Raw genomic sequence first — 26,075 nt, forward strand, 5'->3', positions numbered from 1 at the left:
CGCAAGATATACGAAAAAAAGCACTCCATCTTGCTACAGAACCTTTTTACCTAGTAAAGAACTTTTTATTAGCTGACAACTCTCACTTCTCAAACACAAAATTGATTTTATTCTCTTTCCACTCTAATTTCGCATCAAAAGTTTTATCATTCTTCTTAAAACCTTTAATTAAATCTGTTTGTTCACCTTTTAATAACTTAGTCATATTCTTTTGTGATATTGTTTTCCCTAATATTTTTTTTGAAATCGTGAAATCACATTGTGTTGTATTATAGTTCGAGCACCCATAAAAAGTTGATTTATCGATTATATCACCATCACATTTTTTACATTTCCCTACTTTTTTACCTGTTGTAAACTTCGATTCTTTACGTTCAATCGATTCAACATGTAATCCAGTAAAGTCCCACTTCTCAGACATTTCAATCGCATCTTCAATAATTTTCGCTGATAGCTTTTTCGTTTGTTCCATAAAGGTTGCTGGAGAAGCTATGCCTTCCCCAATTTCAGCAAGACGCTGCTCCCACTTCGCAGTCATTTCTGGAGAAGCTAAAATTTTATCACCAATTGCGGTAATTAATACTTTTCCTTTATCTGTTGCATACACTTGATTTTTCTTCACATCAATATACTTACGATCTTTCAGCATTGTAATGATGCCTGCACGGGTTGCCTCTGTCCCTAACCCTTCTGTCTTTTTTAATACTTTCTCTAGCTCTTCATTTTCTAAATATTTCCCAGCTGTCTTCATTAGCGTAATAAGCTGCCCTTCTGTATAACGCTTTGGTGGCTGTGTTTTTCCTTCTTTCACTTTCACCGTTACAACTTTCCCTTGTTCGCCTTCTACTACGATTGGAAGAATGGTTTCATCTTCTTTATCATCTTGGAAAATAACTTTGCGCCATCCTTCTTGAATTTGCTGTTTCCCTTTTGAAATAAATTCAGCACGGCTATCAACAAGTGTTGTAATTGTTGTATAGTCAAAGATCGCAACTTCATAATGAGCCGCAATGAGACGCCTTACAATCATATCGTAAATTTTCTTTTCATCGCCAGATAGTTTATTTGGATTTGTCGCTTGTTCTGTTGGAATAATTGCATAGTGATCTGTAACCTTTTTCTCATTCACATATCGCTTATTATTCATAATGGACTCAATCGGCGCTGGTAATAAGTCTTTATATTCCTCAAACTGGCTTAATTTTTGTAAGATGTCAGGGAACGTTGCTGCTTCTCCTTGTGTTACATAGTTAGAATCCGAACGTGGGTAAGACACAATACCTTTTTGATACAATGCTTGTGTAATATCAAGAGTCTTTTTTGGTGAAAACTTAAATGCTTTATTCGCTGTTGCTTGCAGTGATGATAAGTTAAATAAAAACGGTGGTTGAAACTCCTTCCGCTCCGTTTTCATTTCTTTTACTTCAGCCGGTTTATTTTGGCAAAATGCTGCAATTTTATTTGCCATATCAGGGTCTTTTAAACGGGACTCATTATCTTTCTCCCATTTCCCTTCATATTTCTTTCCTTCTATATTAAAAGTTGCAAACACTTCCCAAAACGGCTCTGATTTAAAGTTTTCTATTTCTTTTTCACGTTTCACAATTAAAGCTAATGTCGGCGTCTGTACACGACCAGCCGAAAACACATCATTCATTCCTTTTTTCTTTAGCAAAATACTAAAGACACGCGATGCATTCATCCCAACCACCCAGTCGGCACATGATCGTGTGTATGCTTCATAGTACGTATTGATTGTATCTGCTTCATCAAGTAAATTTTTAAATCCTTGGTAAATCGCTTGCTTCGTTAAGGAGGAGATCCATAGACGTTTCATCGGTTTTTGCACGTTACAAAGATTGATAATATTTCGTACAATTAATTCCCCTTCACGCCCCGCATCGCCTGCATGAATAATTCCCGTCACTTGCGGATTATGTAACAGCTGTTTCACAACATTAAATTGCTTATACTTTGATTTTGTAACTTCAAATTGAAAACGTTCCGGAATCATTGGTAATGTATCGAGTGACCACTTTTTCCACTCAGCGTGATAATGTTCCGGATTACATAACTGCGTCAAATGACCAATTGCCCATGTACAATAAGCTCCATTTGGAAATAACTCATTTGCTTCTACTTCTAAATAGCCGTCTTTTCGGCGATATTTAAATTGAGAAACAAGGGCCAAACCTTGATCTGGTTTCTCGGCTATGATTAATTTCATTTTATAACTCCCTATCTAAATTCCAATGCTACTTTCATTTTATCTCTGTTTTATAAGTGATGAAAAATATCTATCATTTTTATCATTCACAATTTATCCTATATTTTTTAGACCTATAATATTATACGCTTAACCTTTACACCTTCACAATAGGAGACTATATAAACAATAGATTTAATAAAGATATGGAATTCATATAGGATGCGGGAGATCCAAAGAAAAACCATGCAAATAAACCATCTTTTGCGGAGAACCCGTTCCTTTTCCCTTAGATATAAGAACATCCCTTTAGATATTCGAACCTAAAGGGATGAAACCATGCAACTTTTTTACAAACACCGGAGCTTTATTTTAAGCATATTAACTTTATTTCAACTCTACACTAAAATTTGTTTTTGCATGCCCCCTATTTATATATATTTTTCCTTAAAAACAAAAAAATAGTGTATATCGTTGATCATTGTTTTGAATAGGGACTCCAATACTGTTCAATACCATATTATCAAAAAAGCTAGTAGCAAATAAACGATTGGGATATGTTGCAATCCCATTGTATAGATTGCCATGTAGTACATTCTCAATCATCTCTTCACTAATATTGATTTTTTTAAAAGCATCACCCTACCGTTTCCCTTGTTTTTATCCTCTATTTTGTTTGTATTTATTGGCTAAATATCTAGCATAGTGAATCGTGTTTCTAACTACATCTAATTCAAGATTAAATATACTAGGTGCACCTGGTCTCCAATTCACTTCAAACAGCCACAATTTTTGGTCCGCATCAATTCCAACATCAATTCCTAATTCATCAAATGATACACTGTCATATAAAGAATCAAAATGGTTAACAAAGCTTACTGCAAACCGCTCCAAATACCTTTGAATATTGTACCAGTTGTCATCAAACTCTGTTTTTAAAAAAATTTCTAGATACGTGCTATAACCACCACTACCCATATTTGATACAATGCTTCCCAATGGACCTATCCTTGGAAAAATTGAAGTAATGACCCATTTTCCTTCTCCGTTTCTTTGAACATGCAGCCTGAAATCATAAACATGACCAGTTTTCATTTGACATGAAATAAATTGTTGAACTAGGTAATCTTGTTCTTGTATTTTATGAGATATAAAGTCTAACAATTGTTTTTCATTAATAGATGAGATTTGCCCTGCCTCATTCATTTTGTAATGCTCTACCCCATATTTTTCAATAAAAACGATGCCCCCACCTTGATGCCCAGACATCGGTTTGATAATAACTTTTTTATAGCGCTTAATCATGTCAAAAAACTTGCTAGCATCAGTTAATTCATAAAAAGGAATAAGATATTGTTCAAACTCTTTTGCTTTTTTAATTCTGTTATATACACTTAATTTATCTCCAATCGAATGACTTGTGAATGGAATCCTATCGTATAGATAATCAAAGATTTTCTCAGTTTTATCACTAACAGGAGCACTTGCATTATAAATGACATCGGGAAAAGAAAATTCTTTTTCAATCCACTCGCCGTTTTCATAGATTTTTCCTAAAATCGTTTGATTTTCTATTTTTACTTTCCCTGGGGTAAAGTAAAAGAAGTTGACACCTTCAGCTTTTGCTACAGCGGCACAAGCATATGCTCTCCTTACGTTTCTTGGATCTTCTCGATGATGAAGCATACCAATTATAGTCATATTGGTTCCCTTCCCCTCTTTCTAAAGTTCTTTTTCAACATACAGATCAAATTCAACTTATATATATTCATATTCTTTCCACATTTAACCAATTTTCAAAAGATTAAGAACAACCTTTGTCCCATTTTTATATTCTATTTATATAGATAACAGAGCTTATTTTATAAAAACAAGTAAAGATAGGGTGGGGTAAGATTATGAATACTATTGTTTTTATTGAAACAAATAAATCTGGATCGAGTAGGGAAGCAATTAAAGCAGCAGAGAAACTTAATTTCTTTACGGTTTTGTTAACAGACCAAAAAAGATTTCTTGAAGAACGAAGTGAATTTCCGGATGTACATCAGATGATATTTACCGATATAAATGATTATGATAATTTAATTACAGTAATCCACAATCTAAAAAAAACAGGGAAAAATATAAAAGGAATTTTTAGTTTTATTGATTATTTTGTTTATGTCGCTGCATGTTTGTCTGAGAAGTTCTGTAAAAGTATGGTATCTACTGACGCAATTTATCATATGGAAAATAAAATATTGACCCGTAACGTGCTTAAGAATTTACCGATTTCACTCAATTATTTAATTTACAAACCAACAGAATCCTTATCATCTTTTCTTAAAACTGTAGAGATGAAATTTCCTCTTGTCGTTAAATCCCCTGAATCAGCAGGATCAAAAGATGTATTGTTGGCAAAGGATAGAGATCAATTAATTTCATCTATGCAAACCCTTTTAAAAAAACGACCTAATGAAGAAATTCTACTTGAAGAATATGTAGATGGACCTCAGTACTTAGTTGAAGTTTTAGTTCACAATAAAAAGGTTCATATTATTGCAGTGATTGAACAAGAAATTACATTTTTTGAACGTTTTATCGTCACTGGTTATTCTTTGTTAGGACAATTAGACACTAAACTACATTATAGTCTTCTTAACGCTATTCATTCTGTTGTACATGCTTTTGATATAAAAAATGGTGCTTGTCATCTGGAGCTCCGCAGAGTAAATGGTATTTGGAAGTTAATTGAGATAAACCCAAGGATATCAGGCGGAGCTATGAATCGTATGATTGAAGTTGGACATGGAATCAACTTAGTACAGGAAACGATTCAGTTAATGTTAGGAAATAAACCTTCACTGAATAAAAAACATTATAAATATGTATATACGCACTACTTAACAGTCGCTTATAGAGGGAAATTAATTCGAGCTACAGGAAAAAAGCGTAGCTCTAAATATCCTGGTGTAGAAGAAGTATATATAAAACCTAAAAAGGGAAGTATCCTAAAACCTCCTAAATCAATGGGGGATCGGTGCGGCTACGTTTTAGCAGCATCATTTTCTAAACAAGAAGCTAAAAGAATAGCTTTAGAAGCAGCTAAAGAAATTTCTTTTGACATTGAACCAATGAATACAACAGCATAAATTATACTGCATTCAAACGATACTCAAAAAAAAACGAAACCCTTATATATTATAGTGTTTCGTTTTTTTTTGAGTATTTGTTATGACGTTGTTTCTTAAAACTATAAACTAATGATTATTTTTTTACCTCCTTAAACAAAAAGCTGGTCCTCAAAATTTGAAGACCAGCTTTTTTAACTCGCTTTAAAACCACCACCTAATACATCACGCACATCGTGAATGACAACGAATGCATTTTCATCTTTTTGGCTCACGACTTTCTTTAATTGAATGAGCTCTTGTTTATTGATGACAACATATAATACTTCTTTGTTATTTCCTGTGTAACCACCTTTCCCATCTAGTACTGTTACACCTCGTGTCATACTCTTCATAATGGATTCTCTGATCATGTCTGGATAGTTTGAAATAATTGTTACAGCAGTCTTTGTATTCAATCCTTCTACAATAAAATCAATAACCTTTGCACCGATAAATACCGCTACCAGCGTATACATCGCTTTTTCCTGCCCAATAATAAATACTGAACCTGCAATAACGACGATATCAATAATTAATACACCTTTTCCAACACTCCAACCTAAATATTGGTTTGCTAATTGTGCTATGATTGCAGATCCACCTGATGTACCACCTGCACGGAACATAAATCCTAAACCAACACCAACGAAAACACCCGCAAATAGAGCTGCTAACAATGTATCATGATTTACCGGAGTCGCTATATCTTCTGTGATATATAAAAAGAAAGATGAAGAGACAATACCAAGTATTGTATACACCATTGTCTTTCTATCAAAAAACTTATACCCAATTGCAAGTAATACTGCATTTATTAAAAGGTTTACAGTACCTGGTGACCATTCAAACAAATAATATGTAATAACTGTAAGCCCAATAACTCCACCTTCAGATAACCGATTTGGAATAGCAAAAAAGTTAATCCCAATCGCAAACAATAATGATCCTATTACGACAAGCGCTACTTCTTTCACTCTTTCATTTATTACTCTTTCATTCATTACTTTTCCCCCAATATATAGTTTCCAGCCTACTTTCAGATCAGAGAATCAAGCGAATTCTTTCCATTTCTCTGCATGCTTTTCTATCATTTCAATTAATTTCTTCATTGCAGGAGTTAACCATTTGCTTTTATGATATGCCAATTCCGTTGTAACGAAATCTTTACTATACGTCCATGGTAGTACACTTAGCTTGCCTTGCTCGATTTCTTCCTTTACCGTTATAAACGGTAAATAAGATATCCCTAGCCCACACATAACGGTTTGCTTAATCGCTTCAATACTCCAAAAATGAATATGAGAACAATTAATACCATCTTCTTTAATCCGTCTTTCTAACAAATCTCGGTAACTCCCTGGCTCTGTAAGCAACAACATTTCTCCTTCTAAATCAGCAGGACTAACGCTCACCTTTTTTGTTAGTGGATGTTTGGGCGGAGCAATAAGCACAATCTTCTCTTGAACAAGAGAATGAGTAACAATGTCTGTACCTAGTTGCTCCGGATGTGTAAATAAAGCGAAATCAAATTTTCCTGATTTTAGCTCATTGTGCAATTCTTGACTCTCTGATGGTTGTAAAATGATATGTACTTGCGGATACTTCCTTTTAAATTCATATAAAACAGCAGGTAATCGATAAATCATTAAAGACTCATTCGCTCCAATGCGTATTGTCCCTGAAAATTTCCCGTTCATTTGAGATGATTCCAATGCTTCATTTGATAATTCCAATATTTTATGCGCATAAGAAAGCATATGCTCCCCTACATCAGTTAAAATTACCTTTTTTCCAAGACGATCAAATAATGGATTTCCAATCTCTTCTTCTAATGATCGAATATGATTAGTAATTGTCGATTGCGTATACCCAAGTTGTTCTCCAGCCCGTGTAAAGCCACCGCTTTCCGCTACAATAATAAAAGTTTTCAAATGGCGCAGCTCCATACTTACTCCTCCTGTTGTACGATCATTCTTTTGTTTTATATAAAGCTAAAATATAATTTCCGGATGTTTTTCTTGTTATAACCATATCTTCATAATAATGAAAAAGTTAATATGTAGGTTACATAGTTTTCTCTTACGCAGAAATGCAGTCCATTGTTCACCGAGACACCAATAAAAATAATCATTCTCATGAAATTAGTTGGTTTTAGTAACAATCTCATATATTTTCTATTCTGCGAGCTTGAGCGATTCCCTAAAAAATCATTGATTAACTATCTAAACGACTTATTAAATCGAACGATTTATGCACAAATAGCATTCCGAAAAGAAGGGCAATTAAATAGCTGTTCCTGTGCACTCACCTAATCGCTATTATATATTTAGAATGCAAATAAATAAAATGAATTATTTTAATAGAAATCATTTATAAAAATGATGGATAAACCTAATGTAATCTAGTTAGACACCTTTTTTAAAAAAGGAGTGTCTTTTTCATTTACAACTATTGACATAATCAAAAAGAAATATCAAAATCATTATAAATTAGTGAGTTACTAATTTATAGTTAAAAGAGGTGAACAAAATGAAAAATATATTATTTCGCATTAATGAATTAGCAAAAAAAGAAAAAGCTTCCGGACTAAAAAAACTGAAAAATAGGAACAACAAATGTTAAGACAACACTATATGACAGAATTTCGCGGAAGTTTAGATTCCATTTTATTAAATACAACGATTGTAGATCCTAACAGGGAGAACGTTACTCCACTTGCTTTACAGCATGCACAAAATCGTATGAACCTTACAAATTGAGATCCAAAATCGATTCAAACGACCAATTTCACAAAATAATATCAACGTAAAAAGAGCCAAATTTCTATATTGAGAAATTCCGGCTCTTTTTGACATAGTTCTATGTCTACTACATTGTAATTCAAACACCATATCAATCCGCATATTTTTGTTTCACCTGTTGATATTTTTCCCATGTATCGATATCAAAAAATATTTTGTCATTTTGAGACAACAATGAAATTCCATTTATCGTAGGCTTCATAAAAATTGCACGTGCTCCTTCATCCCCTTTCAACGCTTTAAAAAACGGAAACACTTTCTTTGTAAATAAAACAGGAGGTTGCCTTACTCCCCTATAACTCGCTGCTACAAAATGAATGTTTTTATTTTGCTCATAGCAATCCATTATCTTATTAATAAATTCAGCTGTAACGAATGGTTGATCCGCCAAAAGAACAACCACTGCATCTACATTTATTTTTTTCGCCATTTTAACACCACACTGAAGAGAATATGACTGTCCCTTATCAGCGTTTGGACAAGAAAGAATATACACATTTTCACGGCACATCCTCTTTAATATCCACGTGGGGTCATTTGTAACAACAATAATATGAGAGAGCCTTGAAGAAAATGCCGCTTGTAACGCTATGTTTCCAAGTGGTTTCCCCTGTAATGGTAAGTATAATTTATTTATTCCTGGCCCCATCCTTCGACTGTTTCCAGCAGCTAAATATATCCCTGCAATCTTTATTTTACTTCCCCCTTAATTCTTGGATGATTTCAGCTATGATACTAATCGCTATTTCAGTTGGCCCTTTTCCACCAATTGCAAGCCCTACCGGAGAATGAATATTTTTTGGTATCGCCTTTCCTTCTAATAGACGAGCAGTGCGGTGACGTGGACCTAAAATACCAATATAGCGAACACATTGTTTCAATAACAGTTCAACCAATTGCTGATCGCGTTGAAAATGGTGAGTCATAATCACAACAAAATCTTCTTCTCTTAATAGAAGTCGTGGTACAATCTCTTTCGGAAACCCATTCATACAAACATCTGCACTCGGAAAATGTAAAGAATTACATAACGATTCACGCCAATCACAAACTGTTACAACAAAGTTTACTTCTTTTGCAAACCGAACAAGAGGTTTCGCATCCTCCCCCGCTCCAAAAATAAAGAGTCGTGGCTTTGGTGCAAAGTGTTGATAAAACCATTTACCGTATAAACCATGTAAGGAATGAGTTGAAAATAAAGCTTCTTCATTCCCAAACATGTCACCATTCTCACTTACAAACAAAGTCTGTAATGAAGAAAGGTTCTTTATCATTCGAACTGAAATACCCTTCTTAAGATATTCATATAGTGTTTGCAAAAAAGCTTTGTACTCCTCATCTATATGCTCAACTAATATACGAATGATGCCGTTGCATCCCATTCCCCAAGATAAATCATCTTCTGCTTTTGTATTAAACTGATGGATAGACCAAGTTTGATTCTCTATTACTTCAGCTGCATAAATAGAAACCTCTTCTTCTAAACAACCTGCACTTAACATTCCGACTTTCGTTCCATCTTCACCAAAAAGCATGATTGTTCCTTCTTTACAATATGCAGATCCTTCTACATGAATAATCGTCGCTAAAGCACATCGTTGTTCACAAGATAGTAGTGCTTCTAGTACAGTATGAACAGAAGTCATCATTGATGCTCCCGTTGTTTTTGTAAGACAGATTTCACAGCTTCTTCAATCTCTTGATAACTTGTGCACCGGCAAATATTAGAACTTAACCATTCTTCAATAACTGAATCATCCACATCCATTTTTTGTGTAACGAGCGCATGACAATTTATAATAAACCCAGGCGTACAATACCCACACTGAAAAGCCCATTTGTCTTCAAAAGCTCGCTGAATAGGCGTTTCCCGTAAGCCTTCAATCGTTGTAATCCGCTTATCAATCGCTTCCACTGCTAACATAATACAAGACTTAATTGGTAGCCCCTCAACAAGAACTGTACAAGCACCACAATCACCGTTTTCACATCCCGGCTTAGCTCCAGTTAGACCGAGGTTATGTCGTAATGTATATAATAGCGTATCTGCCATTCTGACAATCACTTCACTATCTTCCCCATTCACATGAAGAATAAATTGCCCATTCCCCATTATTTCACCCCTTCCAGCTTCATCAGCACATCATAAAGCACATGTTGCAAAACAAACATACGATAAGCACGCGAACCTCGTATATCATCTAATATAAGTGCGGGAATATGAAGAAGGGCGCGCTCAATTCTCTTCCTTACTGGAATATCCCAATCGTTTAACACTGCCTCTATTGCGAGCGACCGAAATGGAAAGGCACACAATCCACTAAATGCAATTCGAATGTCTTCATCACTTTTTAACGCAGCAACTGTTACAAGTGGGTAATCAATTTTCTCTAATTGCCTTTTTTTTACACTGTAATAAGGAGATTCTATATATTTTTGATCGGTGATAATTTGTATAAGAAACTCACCTTTTTGCAATTGTAACTTCTCAATAAACGCTTGCTGTGCCTTGATATACTTTATACCTTCTTTTCCTGCAATAACAAATGTGCTATCAGCTAGTAAAAAAGGGAGTACTGCTTCCCTATATATAATTTTCCCTGCAATGTTGCCACCAAGCGTAATTTTATTTCTTGCTGTGTGATCTGCAGCCCTTCCGGCAGTCTCTCCAAGAAGAGGGAATACTTTTTTCTCTTGAACTTGTGTTAATGTTAATGTAGCTCCAAGAATAAGATTTTGGTCATTCCACACACAAATATTACATTCGGGAATATCTTTCAAATCAATGACCGCTTTCGCAATTATTTGTTGCAAACGCCCCATTGTAATAATTTCAGTGCCTCCTCCATAATAAATAGGCTTTTTTCCCTCTTTATCCAGCTGATGAAATAATCGGATTGCTTCTTCGATACAATTCGGACGATAATATTCAAAGTCAAATGGTATCATATACACCATTCTCCTCCGCTTGTTTTACTTTCCAAATCAATTCAGGATTAATAGGTAATTGACGAAGTGAAATACTAGCCGCAATAGATAACGCATTCGCTAAAGCAGCTGGCATACCGATAATTCCATGCTCACCAAGCCCTCTAGACCCAAATGCAGCTTGATCATGCGGTACTTCTACAAATTCAGCAATGTATTTTGGGTGTTGCCCATAATGCATCACTTTATAAGAACGAAACCGATTATTAAGAACTCTCCCATACAAGTCATAGTGAAATGTTTCTCTCGTCGCAAAACTTAATCCCATACTCATAGCCCCTATAATTTGTGTTTCTGCTCCTTTTCTATTTAAAATCCTTCCAGCATCTGCAACCGTTACTGCTTTAATTAATTTATACGTATATAATTGTGGATCAAATTCAACCTCTATTGCCTGTGCTCCCACTCCCCACTCTGGTCCTTGTTTCCCTTTTCCTGTTTCATAGTCAACCTTTGTTATTCCTTCAAAAATATATGTACCTCTTCCGATTATTTGCGCCCCTGCCACATTCCCACTCGAATCAACATATCCAAAAACAATTTTTGAAAATGGTACGTAAATATCTGGATTTGTTTTTACATATACAGTCTTATTTGCAATTGTTAATTCACCTGCTGGTATTCCAAGTACATTAGCTGCCGTATCTAGTAACTGCTTCATTACATCTTCCGTCGCTTTTACAACTGCATTTCCAACGAGATGTGTCGTTCGACTGGCAGCTGTTTTCCAATGTTTTGGCGCTATTTGTGTATTGACTTCCATCATAATAGATACATCTTTAACATTCATATTCATTTTTTCTGCAACCATTTGTGTTAAAGTTGTTTTCGTTCCTTGTCCAATTTCCACTGCACCACAATTGACATTTACACTCCCATCACCATTAAAGGTTATAGTCGCACCCGCTCCAGCATTATTTGGTGTAGTCGAATTTTTCCAAAAGCAACTAATTCCTTTTGCCCGTATCCTCCCATTTGGTAAAACAATACGATTCCCTTCTTCCCAACTAATAAGCGATTTTAACTTTTGTAAACACGCCCGAATATCCCCCGTATTACTTTTTGTGACTAATACTTGTGTTGGTGTTGTATCTCCTCCCTCAATTGTATTTTTCATACGAAACTCAAGCGGACATATATTTACTTTCTTTGCCAATATATCTATCATTCTTTCAATTACAAATGTATACTCGGCATGACTATATCCACGAAACGATGTCGCATATGGATGATTCGTATACATACAAAGCGAATCACACGATACATGCTGAATTGAGTATGGACCTGTACAGTCTAATCCGGCCGCTTTACTCATGGTCACTGCCCGATCAGCATACGCACCGCCATCAAATAAATATAAAATCTCTGCAGCTTGCAATTTCCCTTTCTTTGTACATCCAAGCTTTACTTTTGCTTGTAAACCAATATGAACAGGCGATGTTACAAAATCTTCTTCTCTACTATTCCGCAGGGTAACACGCCTCCCACCCACTGCTTTAGAAGCAAGATACACTAAATACTCAAGTTGTACCGCTGTTTTTCCACCATACGCCCCTCCAACTAAAGGCACATGTACAATTATTTTTTCCTCATCAATTTGAAACGTCTTACTAAGCAATCTTTTAATTTCAAAAGGGGCTTGCGAAGTAGAATGAATAATAACCTCTCCATTTGGCTTAATTTCTACTTTCGCACATCGAGTTTCCATTGCAGTATGATCAGATTGCCGAAAAGAAAACGTTTCCTCTACAACAACTTCACTATTTACAAACCCTTCTCGAATATCTCCCTTACGAATTTTCGTTCTATTTGCAATGTTTGTATGCGCTTCTGGATATACTTCTTCTTCCAATTCATATTGTTCTATATTTTCATGTACGAGTATATCCCTTTCTAAATAGGCTTGCAGCGGGGCGTGAACTACAGGCAGTTTCTTATATATAACACGTATTTGTGCTGTTGCGTGTTTAGCAATCGCTTCGCTATCCGCTACGACAAGTGCAATAGGCTCACCAAAATACCGAACTTTTTCGTAGGCTAACGGGGGACGATCTACAATACTGGAACCGACCAGAATAGGATAATCTGCGCCTGTTATTACAGCATGAACACCAGGGATTTCCTCAGCTCTCCTTATATCAATACTTTCAATAAAAGCATGCGCATACACACTTGTTAAGAGTTTTGCGTATAAAGTACCTATCTCAATCTCGTCATCCACATATTTTGCTCTACCCGTTACTTTATCTGCACCTTCTTTTCGTTTAATACTTTTTCCAATAATGTGATACGGTTTCATTTTAGCCCTCCCTTCCTTCTACTCTTCTACCAACCTTATTCGTAGCCACCCTCATTTAGTACGGAACTCTTTATAGATGCACAATACCATTAGAGAGAACTTCACCTAACCTTGTGGACAGTTTACGAGTTTGAAATAGATAAGAAGCAGACAGAAAGAGTAATCCTGCAAAACGGTCGATCCATCCCCAGAAAATTCCCATTCAAATAGAAAAATGTCTTTCATGAACAGAATTTCAATGGTTATATAAATAAAAACATATTCTTCACACAAAAAAAGAAGCTCTCCCTACATATAAATTTTAGGACAGCTTCTTTCTTATATTCATTTGAAATTAGATTAAATCCTCAATCGAAAATGCACCCGGTAACAATTGTTCAACCGTTACTTCTTTTTCATCGCCTTTTAGATTTGTTAATAACACTGGCATTTTAGGATCGCAAAACTCTGCAATGACTTGTCTACAAGCTCCGCATGGTGAAATAGGCCCATCTGTTTTACCTGTAATTACTAAATAACTAAAATCACGTTCCCCTTCTGATACTGCTTTAAATATAGCCGTTCTTTCAGCACAATTACATAGACCGTAAGAAGCATTTTCTATATTACAACCTGTATAGATCTTACCTTCTTTCGTAACCAACGCTGCACCAACAGGAAATTTAGAATATGGAATATAAGCTTTTTCTAACATCTTCGTTGCTTCTTCAATGTATCTTTTTTTATCCATGTTATTTCCTCCTCAGAGTAAATTAATCCTATGAACCATTAATCAGTTATAATTGTATGAATTAAGTTAGGAGTTTCAGCCTTTTCTGATACAGAAATGTTTTCATAAATTTTAGCTTTTACATCTTCCACGTTTTCACGATTCGCGTAAATCGTAACAAGTGGTTCCCCTTCTTTTACAGCTTCACCAACTTTTTTACGTAGCATTAAGCCAACAGCTAAATCAATTTCATCTTCTTTTGTTGCACGACCTGCCCCTAGAAGCATGGCAGCAATACCTATTTCATCTGCCACAATGTTAGAGACTACACCTGAAGTTTTAGCAGGTACATCAATTACATATTTAGCTTGTGGTAACTTTTCTGGATGATCTACAATTGAGCTATCTCCACCTTGATTACTCAAGAACTCCTTGAACTTCTCAATTGCTTTTCCATTTTTCATAACTTCTTTTAACATTTCACGTGCTTCTTCTAACGTATTCGCTTTTTTCCCAAGTACAACCATTTGACTACCTAATACAAGTACTAATTCCGTTAAATCTTCTGGACCTTCCCCTTTTAATGTATCAATCGCTTCTTGTACTTCAAGAGCATTACCAATTGCAAAACCAAGAGGTTGTGACATGTCTGAAATAACAGCCATTGTTTGACGCCCGACATTATTTCCAATTCGCACCATTGCGTGTGCTAATTCTTTCGCATCCTCTTCTGTTTTCATGAATGCACCAGCACCTGTCTTAACATCAAGAACAATCGCATCAGCACCAGCCGCAATCTTTTTACTCATGATCGAACTTGCGATTAACGGAATTGAATTCACTGTTCCAGTAACATCACGTAGTGCATATATTTTTTTATCGGCAGGCGTTAAATTTCCTGTTTGTCCAATAATTGCAACCTTGTCACGGTTCACTAATTCGATGAATTGCTCTTTCGTAATTTCAACATGGAAGCCTTCTACTGCTTCTAATTTATCAATTGTACCACCCGTATGGCCTAAACCTCGACCAGACATTTTTGCAACTGGTACATCTAAAGCAGCTACTAATGGTCCTAACACTAATGTTGTTGTATCACCAACACCACCAGTTGAATGTTTATCTACTTTTACTCCTTCAATCTCAGATAAATCAATTGTTTCTCCAGAATGCACCATAGCCATCGTTAAATCGGCACGTTCACGGTCAGACATGTCTTTGAAAAAGATAGCCATTGCCAGTGCACTTACTTGGTAATCAGGTATTGATCCATCTGTATACCCTTTGATAAAGAATTGAATCTCCTCTGTTGTTAATTCTTTACCATCACGTTTTTTCGCGATAATATCTACCATTCTCATCTGAATCACCAATCCTTTTTATTTTTTATTCGTCTAGCTCTTAAATTCTTAATATATTAAACCAACTATTGTTGCTGATAAAAAGCTTACTAAAGTTGCACCAAAGAGTAATTTCAAACCAAATCTTGCTACTACATTCCCTTGTTTTTCATTCAAACTTTTAACAGCACCGGCGATAATTCCGATTGAAGAGAAGTTTGCGAATGAAACAAGGAACACTGATATGATTGCTGTTGTTCTGCCTGAAAAATTAAAGTTCCCTTGTGCTAAATTTGTCATAGCTACAAATTCATTTGATACAAGTTTCGTTGCCATGATGTTACCTGCGTTAACAGCTTCATGCCAAGGGACACCTATAATAAAAGCAAATGGCGCAAATACATAGCCAAGGATTTCTTGGAATGAGATACCAATTACCCCTTTAAAAATTGCATTAATGAAAGCAATTAAAGCAACAAATCCAATTAACATAGCCGCTACTGTAATAGCAACTTTAAAGCCATCAATTATATACTCCCCTAATACTTCGAAAAAGGTCTTTTTCTCTTCCTCTTGTACTTCTAACATATCTTCTTCTTCAGTAACCTCGTAAGGGTTAATGATAGAAGCGATAATAAAACCACCAAACAAGTTAAGCACTAAAGCGGTTACAACGTATTGAGGCTTTAATAACACCATGTATGATCCAACTATAGACATAGAAACCGTTGACATTGCAGATGCACATAATGTATATAATCTTCTTTCCGATAATAAACCTAACTGTTTCTTAACCGAAATAAATACTTCTGATTGTCCTAGAATCGCTGAAGCTACAGCGTTATACGATTCAAGTTTCCCCATTCCATTTATTTTACTTAAAGCTAAACCAATGTATTTCACAATAAATGGCAATACCTTAATGTGTTGCAGGATACCAATTAAAGCTGATATGAAAACAATTGGCATTAATACCCCTAAAAAGAATGAAAATTCTTTTTGATTTGCTAAACCACCAAATACAAAATCAACACCATCACCAGCATACTTTAACAATTGTCCAAAACCATCTGCAATCCCAGCAATTAACACGTTCCCGATGCTTGTATTTAATAGTAAGAAACCTAAAATAAACTGAAGCACAATCATCGTTATAATAGGGCGATATTTCACTTTTCTTCTATTATTACTAGCAAGCCATGCAATGCCTAACACAATGATCAAGCCTATGATACCGATTACATATTTCATAAAATTCCCCCTCCTTTTCCGTATCCGCTTACATATTTATCAAGTGTTAAAGTAATAGATACACCATGCTCCTTGCAGTTTGTGTATCTATTACTTACAACGTTTTATGAATTAGTAGTTATCTGAAGCACCATTTTTGTCATCTAATACGATTGCAACACTAGCGCTTGCTCCGATTCTAGAAGCTCCCGCTTCAATCATTTTCTCTGCATCTTCTCTTGTACGAACACCACCAGATGCTTTCACACCAACATTTTCTCCAACAGTTTTACGCATTAATGCGATATCTTCAGCAGTCGCTCCACCAGTTGAGAATCCAGTTGAAGTTTTTACAAAGTCAGCTCCAGCTTTTACAGATAATTCACAAGCACGTACTTTTTCTTCATCTGTTAATAAGCATGTTTCAATAATAACTTTTACAAGTGCTTTTCCTTTTGCAGCTTGTACAACTTCGTAAATATCTTTTTCAACGAATTCATTATCGCCATCTTTTAAAGCGCCAACGTTGATTACCATGTCAACTTCAGTTGCACCTTTTGCAATTACATCTTTTGTTTCAAATACTTTTGTTTCAGTTGTATTCGCACCTAAAGGGAAACCAATAACTGTACAAACATCTACATCATGTCCTGCTAATTCTTCGGCTGCTAATTTCACCCATGTAGGATTAATACAAACAGAAGCGAAATTGTATTTTTTTGCTTCTTCTAAAACTTTCATAACATCTTCTTTTTTAGTATCCGGTTTCAAAACTGTATGATCAATTAACTTTGCAATGTTCATTTTCTTCACTCCTCATATCTTTTAACAACTTCATTCTAACTCCACTCTGAACAAATGTAAACACACTTTTGAAATTATGTTCAATATTTTTTTGAGATAGCGAACTAAGTTTTTAAAATTGACACAAAAAAGGGGATACCCTATTAACAGCTCCCTCATAAAACACAGTATTTATTCATTTATAAAGTGAAACTTTAATCAGTGAAGGGGCTTCACCCCTCACTGATTATCAGCCCTCACCAATCCGACTTTTACGGGATTAAAAAATTCCTTTCACAAATCTCTTATACAAACCATTATTTCATCATGAATTTTTTACTGAAAAACTCATATATTGCACAACCACATACTAAAAGAAGGTTTCTCAAATTCATATTTTTGAGAAACCTTCTTTTTTAACCTTTTTAATAATTTAAAAGCTCTTTCGCGGTATGCTGATCTATAATCAGCACATTTGCATATCCTCCGCTTAACGCACCATCTATTGCTTTTACTTTTCTAGAACCTCCAGCAACAAGAACAGAGCGTTTTTTTAAGCGCAACTCCTCTAAATCAATACCAATTGTACGCTGATTAATTTCCTCACTGCAAATATTACCAGCTCCATCAAAGAAACGTGAACAAATATCACCAACAGCTTGTTCTTTCAATAAACTCATCTCTTCTTTATCTAAATAGCCTAATCGAAATAATAGAGCTTCGTCTCTAACAGTTCCAACCGTAAAAATTGCAATATTTGCTTGTTTTCCCATTTCAATAATATGGTGAATATGTCTATCCTGCTCCACTAATTCCTTTGTAACTGCGTTATCAAATATAACTGGAAGCGGTAGATTTCGTGGTGTCGTTTGAAATGCATCTGCAAATAAAGCGATTGTTTCATTCGCATAGGTATTAACACTTGAGTGACTAATACCCCCTTTTAATTGAACAACCTCTACCCCTTTTACATGTTGCGGCACAATTTTTCTTGCGATTTCATACATAGTGGTTCCCCAGCTCACACCAACGATATCACCATTTGTAACAGTCTTCTCCATATACTCAGCAGCATATTTACTAATATATTCCGTAATAGTCGCATACTCTGGTACCGGAGAAAATACGATGTGCGCTTCTAATAAATTATATTTTTCTCTAAGTAGATTTCCTACATTATCTAAATCAGCAAATGGATCTGCTATGTTAATTTGAACAAATCCTTTTTCTTTCGCATATTTTAAAAGCCTTGAGATGGTCGGTCTGGAAATATTCAGTTTATTAGCAATTTCTTGTTGGCTATAATCAGATTGGTAGTATAATCTTGCAACTTCAACACTTAATTGTTGTTTATCTTTATCCATAGTAGCTATTTATATATCCTTTCCTACATTTTTCTATCATTTACAAGCATTATACCGCTTTATTCTAGGAAATTCGACCATCTAAATTGATAGCCAACATTTTCAGAGTAACTTCAATCAAATTTATTTATTAGGCGAAAAAAATTTCTATCAATAAGTTTCTTTTTTCTGTCCCTTGAATTAACACATATGAAGTTCCTTAAACCTCTATTTATCCTCGTTTCAAACTTCAACCAAAACAAAAAAATCAGCGGAGGCTCCCCCACTGATTAGAGTCTTACTTTATTCTACTACACCTTCATGTAATTTTTCTGTATAATTCTTGACATCCTGCCAACTATCTCTAGCTGTATTCAGATCTTCTTTGATAAAAGTAAACTCCTCAGGACTGATGCCTTTTACATTTTGCAACAAATTATTATACTTCGCTCCAATTGTATACCACTGATTCGATATATTTTGAAGAGAAGTAATGGCTGCATCAATTGTTTCCGTCATATTGATTGTCTTATTTTTAACATCAGTCAAAATAGCTACTTCCGCCTGTGCCCCAGAAATTCTAGCCTTTAAGTTTTCGATTTCTCGTTCTGCATTTGCAATATCTTTCTTAGCGACAGCAATCATCGGCCCACCAGCGAGACAAGTGATTAACGCCACACAAAGTGCTGCTCCCGCAATAACCATATCATTACTTTTTTTAATTGAATCATTGTAAGTATTGATTTGCTGTTGCAACAGCGGAATTCCAGCATTCGTACTTGCTAAAATTGAGGTTAATTGATTTGCATCATCCTTAAAGCTTTTTGTATCTTCTGCCATTCTATTTCGAAACGTTTTTAGATTTCCTAACAGCTTATCCACTTCACTCTGGTTGTTCAAAATGACATTGTACAATTTTTCTAAATCAGATTTCAATTTCCCGCTGTCTTTTTGGTCCATAGCTGCTAATAAATTGTTGTAATATGCTTGGAATGTATCATTAAATTCCACAATATTTTGATCCGTCTTCAAAATTTGAGGTTTCATTTCATCTAACCAGTATATCGCATTCAACTTGGCCTCTTTTTGGTGCTTGATCATATTTTCTCGTAAACTACTATTTACTGCACTTATTTTACTCAAATCTGTTTCTTGTTGATCACGAATTGTTTTCGCATATGCATCCATTGCAAATACACTAGATGTTGTTTGTGCCATTACATCCTGGAATCCTGCAGGACCAAGAGAATAGTTTTTATTGCTTTCTTGCAATGAATGTATTTGCCCCTTTTGTTCTGCTGCAAGAGGATGCAGTGGTACAATATTACTTGTCGTAACCCCAAGAACCATCATTGACAACATGATTTTCTTATAAAGCCTCTTATTCATATCTCCACCTACTTTGTATAAAGTACAACTTCTATCAGCTGAGATTCCCTTTATCTCAATCATTCTCTGTGTCTCTCTGTTCACGAATAATGAGATTAAAAATCTCCTGCTCAAAATTGAACAGGAGACCTGCATCCCATACTTTATATGTCCGAAAAAATTATCAAGTATCTCCATATAAAGCATTAGTGATTTATTACGCTTTTGTATCCACTACTTTAATATCCTCAGCATAAATCTTTTCAGCATAATCTTTAATATTTTTCCAGCTATCTTTAGCAATATTTAGATCCTCTTTGATGAAAACAAGATCGTTAGGGCTAATAGATTCAACGTTTTGAAGTAAAGAGTTATATTTTGATCCCATTGTATACCATTGATTTGAAATATTTTGCAGTGCAGTAATGGCTACATCGATTGTATTTGTTAAATATTCAGTTTGAGTTTTAATATTTGTTAAGCCAGCTACCTGTAATTGAGCTTGCGAAATTTGTCCTGTTATCTTTTGGATTTCTGCCTGTGCATTATCAAGTTCTTTCTTCGCTAAAACAATTCCAGCAGTTCCCCCTCCTATCGCTGCTGCTCCACCTGCAATAAGTCCAATTCCTAATGGAGTCCCTGCACCAGTAGCAATTACAACTGCACCACCTATAATCGCAATTGGTCCTAAAGCTGTTGCAACTGACGATCCAATAATAATTGCGTTATATTTACCAATCGCCTCATTATACGTTGTGATTTGGTTTTGCATAAGTGGAATTCCAGCATCTTGACTTGCTAAAATAGACGTTAATTGATTTGCATCACCTTTAAAGTTTTGCGTATCTGTTGTCATTTTATTTCGGAATTGTTTTAGGTCTGCCACTAACTTATCTACTTTTTCTTTGTTCTCTGTAATACTAGCAGATAATCTTGTAAGTCCTTTTGTTAGTGTTGCTTTGTCTTTATTATCTACCGCTGTTACTAACGTATCATAATAGTTTTGGAATTTCGTATTATAATTAATAATATTTTGGTTCGTGGAAATCAATTGCGGTTTAATTGTATCCAACCAATGATTTGCATTTCCTCTAGCAACATCTTGATGATGAACAACTTTTGTTTTTAAAGAATCATCAACTGTCGTTATACCATTAAAATTAACATTAGCTTGTTTGATAATTGTTAAAGCATATAGGTCCATTACTAAAGCATTTGAACCTGTTCTTGCCATCGCATCTCTTAGACCGTCTGGCCCTAATGAATATTCAGAGTACTTGTCCGATGCATCTGATACACTAGCATGAATCGGAATTGGTTTTGTTGTGCTTTCCGCTGCATAAGTATGTGCTGGTAGGATATTACCTGCTGCAACTACTGCCATGATTGCCGATAGAGCCATTACTTTATAAGGTTTTTTTGTCATTTTTCTTCTCTCCCTATATCATTAATTATTATGATGTATTGTCTGCAAGAAATTTAATGTACCATTACATTTGTCACGTAATCTTCAAATTGCTTCGTTTGTTTAGCCATCTCATCATTTAATCTTTTAAGTTGACTAAATTGTTTTTGGAGTGTACTACTATCAATAGAAACACCTGTTGCAAGATTCTCTTTCATTTGAAGCATAGTTTCATTCACTGACTTCCAATCATTCACCAAATACTCCAAAGTTGTAATTTGTCTATTAATTAGCTCCGTAAAACTTTTTACCTGATCTTCAATAAATGTAATTTCAGTTACTTGAATTTCAGATTGTGATAACTTTTGAATAAGTGGTAGTAATTCTTTTTGCTTCTGCTGAATTCTATTCGCAGCTTCTCTTGTTTGACTATCTGCAGCATTTACGATTTCATCGCTAAGAGATCCAATCGATACAAAATCTACTGTTTTTGTCTGAGCTGTTTGATTCGTAATTGTAAAAACTTGTTTCCCAATATTAATTGAGCCTTTAATAATTTCATTTGGTCGATTTAAAATCTTTGTAAGTTCCGCTTGAATCTCTTCTTGAATTCTTTTAATATCCGCTCTTATTTGTACAATATCTCCATTTGAGCCCTTTAATGATTGAATTGCTGTGTCAGCCTTTTGAGATAGACTTGCATTATCTTTATCCAATAAAGCTTTAAAGCGATTTAACTCAAGTAAAGTTTGTTCCATGTCATCTTGAATTGTTTGTGATTGACTATGGAGTCTACCGAAAGCGCTTACAAAATCATTTTTTGCTTGTTCATCTTCATTCACTTTTCCAGCTAAATCATATAATTTACTATAATAGCTATTAAATCTTGTACTATATCTCATCATTTCTTGATTTAGATCCATTAACTTCGGATTATACTCATCTACCCATTCACGGACATTCGTTTTTGCGATCTTTTGAAAATCTGTCAAACTACTCATAGCACTTACTTTAATATCTGGCTGTTGTAAAATAACTAATCCGTAAGCTTGTATTAAAGGAGTGTTTGCCCCTAAAGTTCTTATCGAATTTGACAATGTATTTCTAGCCGTAATATTTTGAACACTTGTTTGTTTAAATTCTGATTGATTACTTTCTGCGAAAGCACTTATAGGTGTTAAGCAACTTGTAGATACTGCCGTAACCAATAGCCCTGTAAGTAAAGTTTTTTTCACTTTAACTCCTCCTAATATATTAGTAACTAATTATATCTTTTTATATAGATTTAATACTGTTTATTTCTTTGTAATAGACAAATATAGGAAACGTTTCCATACATATTCAATCTTTTTCGAATATATATGAACTCTATTAGTTTTTATATTTCCTTATTAGCGATTTCATCCCTTACTTTTTTGATTCAAATTAGAACTACTATCTTAATAAGAAAATAAAATCATATTTTACTATATCCACCTCTTTCGATTCATTAGGTTTAAAATATAGCACCACTTGGACTTAAACTAAATCATATAAGCTATTCATCATACCTTTTATTTACTGAATGAATTTCCTACCATGAATCTTCTTCCAATTCCCTATAAAACTAAGAAAGAAGATTGCATATGTTACACAAAAATATTATTCATTTTTCACAATTCATTAATAAGGCTATGAAACAAATAACTGTGTTTAAATTCAAGTTTTATACTGTAGCCTCATTTAAACACAGCTATTTTTTATCGTAAAGGTGTATTTTTTCTTCCGCTATTCCATAGGCTTTTTGTCTTTATTTCAATATAAAGTAACATTAACTTTATAAAATATTAATAAGAGTATTTTCCATTGAAAAGCACCTTTATCTCTAAAAGAATTGCCATAGCAATTATTATTTCAATATAATTATTATGAGTGTATGCAATTATGCATACACTCTTTTCACAAAGCAGATTTCCTTACTTTAAAACTTTTTCCCCCTTACAGAAAACAATTCATTTTCTCTTTTTATAAAAAAGAAAATGAATTAATCATCCTCCTGATAGAAACATTCCCTTTCTGCTCTTTTATTCATAGGTAGTAAGTCCCATCTATATCCTATATTCATTATCTAAAAGCGAGCGCTCACTAGCCCCAATTAAATGGTCAAGTTTACTGAGAAATCCTATTCTATTTCTATTTTTTGATTAGCAAAGTATACTACAAACTACCACAGTGTCTACATTTATTACGCCTCCGATAATAGTAAGCTATCGTAGCGCCAAACAGAGCCACTCCCCAAATTGGCCATAATAACTCTGGACCTTCCAATGCCCATCCCCTGTGATCTAGGCCCCCTTTATTAATAAAACCTCGGATGTACATCAAACCAGCTGAAGTAACCATAATGGAAACCAGTGAAGCCGGGATAATCGCTAATGAAAGAGGTACACGCTTACCAGCAACAAATAGAAACCAACGCGGAAAAATTTCTCCCCATCGCTGAATAAGCCCTAGCGTAAGAATTGCCCCTCCAAGCGCTACGGTTGCCAAAGACGCACCCATTAACCAAATTCCAGGTGAATCACGTTCAAAAGAATCAAGTAATTCTTTAGTCGTTCCTAGTGGAATGCCTATCGCCCAACACCATCTTGTTATGGAATAACAGATGGGAATTATAATAGCAATGTAAGTGCACCATTTCCCCCAAGATGCTGCTGAGGATTGTGATGTCCATTTAGAAGGATTACTATTTCGGCCACAATACGGACAAGCATTTCGTATTTGGCGTTGGTAGGCTAAAGCAGTAGCAATCCATAGAAAGGATCCGAGCATACTAATATATTGATTTACAACCGTCCCATACATCATGTGTTCAAAAAAATTAGCTTCAGATGGAAAATCAAATGGCGCTCCAACCAGAAAGACAATTCCATACGCCGCAGTCGCCAAAATACGGTAATCGATAACTGCAAATAATAGAATTGCTACTAACATATACACAAACGTGAGCAACATCATTCGGAAAAGTCCCTTGCCCCAGCCAAGAATCATCAGGACAGCTACAATGACTCCCATTAATCCAAATCCAACCATCATAGGTGCACCGATCTCAGGCCTCAAACCAGCTAGCATTGAGTATTCAGAATGTGGATCCCCTATCCCAAGTGGAAAACCTTTTCCTCCCAACGCCCAATACAAACCTAATATGAAATACATAAACGACCACGCACCTGCAACATACCCAATCCATTTTGGCCATAGCGATAACCGCTCAACAATATGAATTCCGGTTTCACTTGTTTTCTTTATCTTTAACATCTCGAAAACCATCCCTTCTATTAGAAAGTTCAAATGCTAAAACTTTCCGCAAAATCCACACTGGCCTTTCCTTCTTTGATAATAAGCAAGAGTTGCCACTCCTAATGCTATTCCCCATGGAAGCCAAAATAGTGAAGGCCCCAATTTCCAGCATTGATGGAACCATCCAATATTTTCAAAATGATAATCGGACTTATTTTTAATCCCGCAAGAGTGATAAGAACAGATGCACATGTCGCTGGTATCACCGCGAACCAAATAGGAACACGTCTTCCAGCCAAATAAAGGCACCAACGAGGAAAATTTTCTCCCCATTTTTGGATAAGTCCCAATGTAAGAATAGCACCGCATATTGGTAATCCCCCAAGTACGACCTCTATCAAACGTTCCGTAAATGATTGATTGCTAATTAATGTTGCTGCTGCATCACTCACTCCCAATGGAATCTCTGCAGCCCACGCTAAGCGGACAATGCCATAAGGAAGTGCCATAACGATAGCAATGTAGGTTGCATATTTCCCCAAACTGTTTCCGGCAATTGAGTTATCCTGAGTCTCCTTTTGGCGCCCGCAATTCTCACATGCTTCCCGGCTCCGCCGCTGATAAGCCAAGGCTGTGGCTCCCCACAAAAATCCTCCTACCATACATAGAAGTTGATTTATTACAGACCAATCAATGAGTTGAAAGTGTAGCATGAATGAATAAGCGAAATTCTGTAATACCCGGACATCAGGAATCACCAACACTAGAGTCATACACATTATCCATGCGAAAATGAGCAGGACTGCACGTGGAATCATTCCCCCCCCACATTCGGATTGTAGCCAATGCAGCGATTGCTCCAATCCCTCCAATGCAAACGATTGTCACTCCTCCCACATCTGATTGTATGTTTGCTAAAAATGATCCCATCATAACCCCTCTTGAATCATTTTCACCAAAAGGAAATCCTGCGCCTCCTAAAGCCCAATAAAGCCCCAAAATCCCATACAAGAAAGACCAGATTGCAGCTATATAAGCAACCCATCTATGCCAATCTGACAGCAGTTTATTTTGATTCCTCTTCCTATCTTTCAATGTGTATTCTGAGTTATTCTCAGTCGACTGTCGTATATAATTTAATTTAAAAACCATAGTCTCCAACTCCTTAGTGG

Annotated in this window: 21 protein-coding genes and 1 pseudogene; 2 read left to right on the forward strand and 20 right to left on the reverse strand. The window is 35.2% G+C overall.

What is annotated here, in order from left to right; genetic code table 11:
• Positions 1-82 precede the first annotated feature (82 nt).
• On the reverse strand, positions 83-2,227 hold the full coding sequence (gene topB, locus MHH71_RS06170) for a DNA topoisomerase III (protein ID WP_006094529.1): 2,145 nt from the start codon (positions 2,225-2,227) through the stop codon (positions 83-85).
• A 639-nt stretch (positions 2,228-2,866) separates the two neighbouring features.
• Positions 2,867-3,907, reverse strand: coding sequence for a YheC/YheD family endospore coat-associated protein (locus MHH71_RS06175; RefSeq protein ID WP_006094527.1), 1,041 nt, complete (start codon positions 3,905-3,907; stop codon positions 2,867-2,869).
• 197 nt (positions 3,908-4,104) lie between these two features.
• On the opposite strand from MHH71_RS06175, the gene MHH71_RS06180 reads away from it, so the two are divergent.
• Positions 4,105-5,337: an ATP-grasp domain-containing protein gene (locus MHH71_RS06180; protein WP_006094526.1), complete on the forward strand. Its 1,233-nt coding sequence runs from the start codon at positions 4,105-4,107 to the stop codon at positions 5,335-5,337.
• Between the two features lie 173 nt (positions 5,338-5,510).
• Here MHH71_RS06180 and MHH71_RS06185 read toward each other — a convergent pair whose 3' ends face one another.
• Together MHH71_RS06185 and MHH71_RS06190 are read right to left on the reverse strand one after the other, a co-directional pair.
• Positions 5,511-6,359: a YitT family protein gene (locus tag MHH71_RS06185; protein WP_003196864.1), complete on the reverse strand. Its 849-nt coding sequence runs from the start codon at positions 6,357-6,359 to the stop codon at positions 5,511-5,513.
• Positions 6,360-6,407: 48 nt separating this feature from the next.
• The gene (locus MHH71_RS06190; RefSeq protein WP_006094525.1) at positions 6,408-7,304 is read right to left on the reverse strand and encodes a LysR family transcriptional regulator; all 897 of its coding nucleotides are present in this window, start codon (positions 7,302-7,304) and stop codon (positions 6,408-6,410) included.
• Positions 7,305-7,887: 583 nt separating this feature from the next.
• Between MHH71_RS06190 and MHH71_RS06195 the strand changes: the two are divergent.
• Positions 7,888-8,117 (forward strand): annotated as a pseudogene (locus MHH71_RS06195) (DUF896 domain-containing protein).
• Positions 8,118-8,250: 133 nt separating this feature from the next.
• Here MHH71_RS06195 and MHH71_RS06200 read toward each other — a convergent pair.
• The 16 genes from MHH71_RS06200 to MHH71_RS06275 form a co-directional block, all read right to left on the reverse strand.
• The gene (locus MHH71_RS06200) at positions 8,251-8,853 is read right to left on the reverse strand and encodes a nucleotidyltransferase family protein (protein ID WP_078211539.1); all 603 of its coding nucleotides are present in this window, start codon (positions 8,851-8,853) and stop codon (positions 8,251-8,253) included.
• Position 8,854: 1 nt separating this feature from the next.
• The gene (locus tag MHH71_RS06205; protein WP_006094522.1) at positions 8,855-9,805 is read right to left on the reverse strand and encodes an XdhC family protein; all 951 of its coding nucleotides are present in this window, start codon (positions 9,803-9,805) and stop codon (positions 8,855-8,857) included.
• On the reverse strand, positions 9,805-10,272 hold the full coding sequence (locus tag MHH71_RS06210; protein WP_006094521.1) for a (2Fe-2S)-binding protein: 468 nt from the start codon (positions 10,270-10,272) through the stop codon (positions 9,805-9,807). Before MHH71_RS06210 ends, MHH71_RS06205 begins: the two co-directional genes overlap by 1 nt.
• Positions 10,272-11,108, reverse strand: a complete 837-nt coding sequence (locus MHH71_RS06215; RefSeq protein WP_033798821.1) for an FAD binding domain-containing protein — start codon at positions 11,106-11,108, stop codon at positions 10,272-10,274. Before MHH71_RS06215 ends, MHH71_RS06210 begins: the two co-directional genes overlap by 1 nt.
• Positions 11,095-13,446: a xanthine dehydrogenase family protein molybdopterin-binding subunit gene (locus MHH71_RS06220; protein WP_006094519.1), complete on the reverse strand. Its 2,352-nt coding sequence runs from the start codon at positions 13,444-13,446 to the stop codon at positions 11,095-11,097. Before MHH71_RS06220 ends, MHH71_RS06215 begins: the two co-directional genes overlap by 14 nt.
• Positions 13,447-13,780: 334 nt before the next feature.
• A complete protein-coding gene (locus tag MHH71_RS06225; protein WP_003206815.1) occupies positions 13,781-14,176 on the reverse strand; it encodes a cytidine deaminase in 396 nt (131 codons plus the stop codon).
• A 38-nt stretch (positions 14,177-14,214) separates the two neighbouring features.
• Positions 14,215-15,516: a pyrimidine-nucleoside phosphorylase gene (locus MHH71_RS06230; protein ID WP_006094518.1), complete on the reverse strand. Its 1,302-nt coding sequence runs from the start codon at positions 15,514-15,516 to the stop codon at positions 14,215-14,217.
• A 48-nt stretch (positions 15,517-15,564) separates the two neighbouring features.
• Complete coding sequence (locus tag MHH71_RS06235) at positions 15,565-16,746, reverse strand: NupC/NupG family nucleoside CNT transporter (RefSeq protein WP_006094517.1); 1,182 nt, start codon at positions 16,744-16,746, stop codon at positions 15,565-15,567.
• Positions 16,747-16,857: 111 nt separating this feature from the next.
• Positions 16,858-17,529: a deoxyribose-phosphate aldolase gene (gene deoC, locus MHH71_RS06240; protein WP_018765387.1), complete on the reverse strand. Its 672-nt coding sequence runs from the start codon at positions 17,527-17,529 to the stop codon at positions 16,858-16,860.
• Positions 17,530-17,933: 404 nt separating this feature from the next.
• Positions 17,934-18,872, reverse strand: coding sequence for a sugar-binding transcriptional regulator (locus tag MHH71_RS06245; RefSeq protein ID WP_006094516.1), 939 nt, complete (start codon positions 18,870-18,872; stop codon positions 17,934-17,936).
• A gap of 282 nt (positions 18,873-19,154) precedes the next feature.
• Positions 19,155-20,240 (reverse strand): non-hemolytic enterotoxin subunit C, encoded by a 1,086-nt coding sequence (gene nheC / locus MHH71_RS06250; protein ID WP_033799640.1) that lies wholly within the window; start codon positions 20,238-20,240, stop codon positions 19,155-19,157.
• Positions 20,241-20,436: 196 nt separating this feature from the next.
• Positions 20,437-21,645 carry a non-hemolytic enterotoxin subunit B gene (gene nheB, locus MHH71_RS06255; protein ID WP_006094514.1) on the reverse strand — a complete coding sequence of 403 codons (1,209 nt, stop codon included), beginning with the start codon at positions 21,643-21,645 and terminating at the stop codon, positions 20,437-20,439.
• Positions 21,646-21,698: 53 nt separating this feature from the next.
• Complete coding sequence (gene nheA, locus MHH71_RS06260) at positions 21,699-22,859, reverse strand: non-hemolytic enterotoxin subunit A (protein WP_003196831.1); 1,161 nt, start codon at positions 22,857-22,859, stop codon at positions 21,699-21,701.
• Positions 22,860-23,820: 961 nt separating this feature from the next.
• A complete protein-coding gene (locus tag MHH71_RS06265) occupies positions 23,821-24,921 on the reverse strand; it encodes a hypothetical protein (protein ID WP_033798820.1) in 1,101 nt (366 codons plus the stop codon).
• 107 nt (positions 24,922-25,028) lie between these two features.
• Entirely contained in the window at positions 25,029-25,550 is a 522-nt protein-coding gene (locus MHH71_RS06270) for a hypothetical protein (protein ID WP_167535675.1), read from the reverse strand.
• A gap of 100 nt (positions 25,551-25,650) precedes the next feature.
• On the reverse strand, positions 25,651-26,055 hold the full coding sequence (locus MHH71_RS06275) for a hypothetical protein (RefSeq protein WP_167535674.1): 405 nt from the start codon (positions 26,053-26,055) through the stop codon (positions 25,651-25,653).
• Positions 26,056-26,075: the final 20 nt, after the last annotated feature.

The sequence above is a fragment of the Bacillus sp. FSL H8-0534 genome (assembly GCF_038005885.1).
GTDB lineage: Bacteria > Bacillota > Bacilli > Bacillales > Bacillaceae_G > Bacillus_A > Bacillus_A pseudomycoides.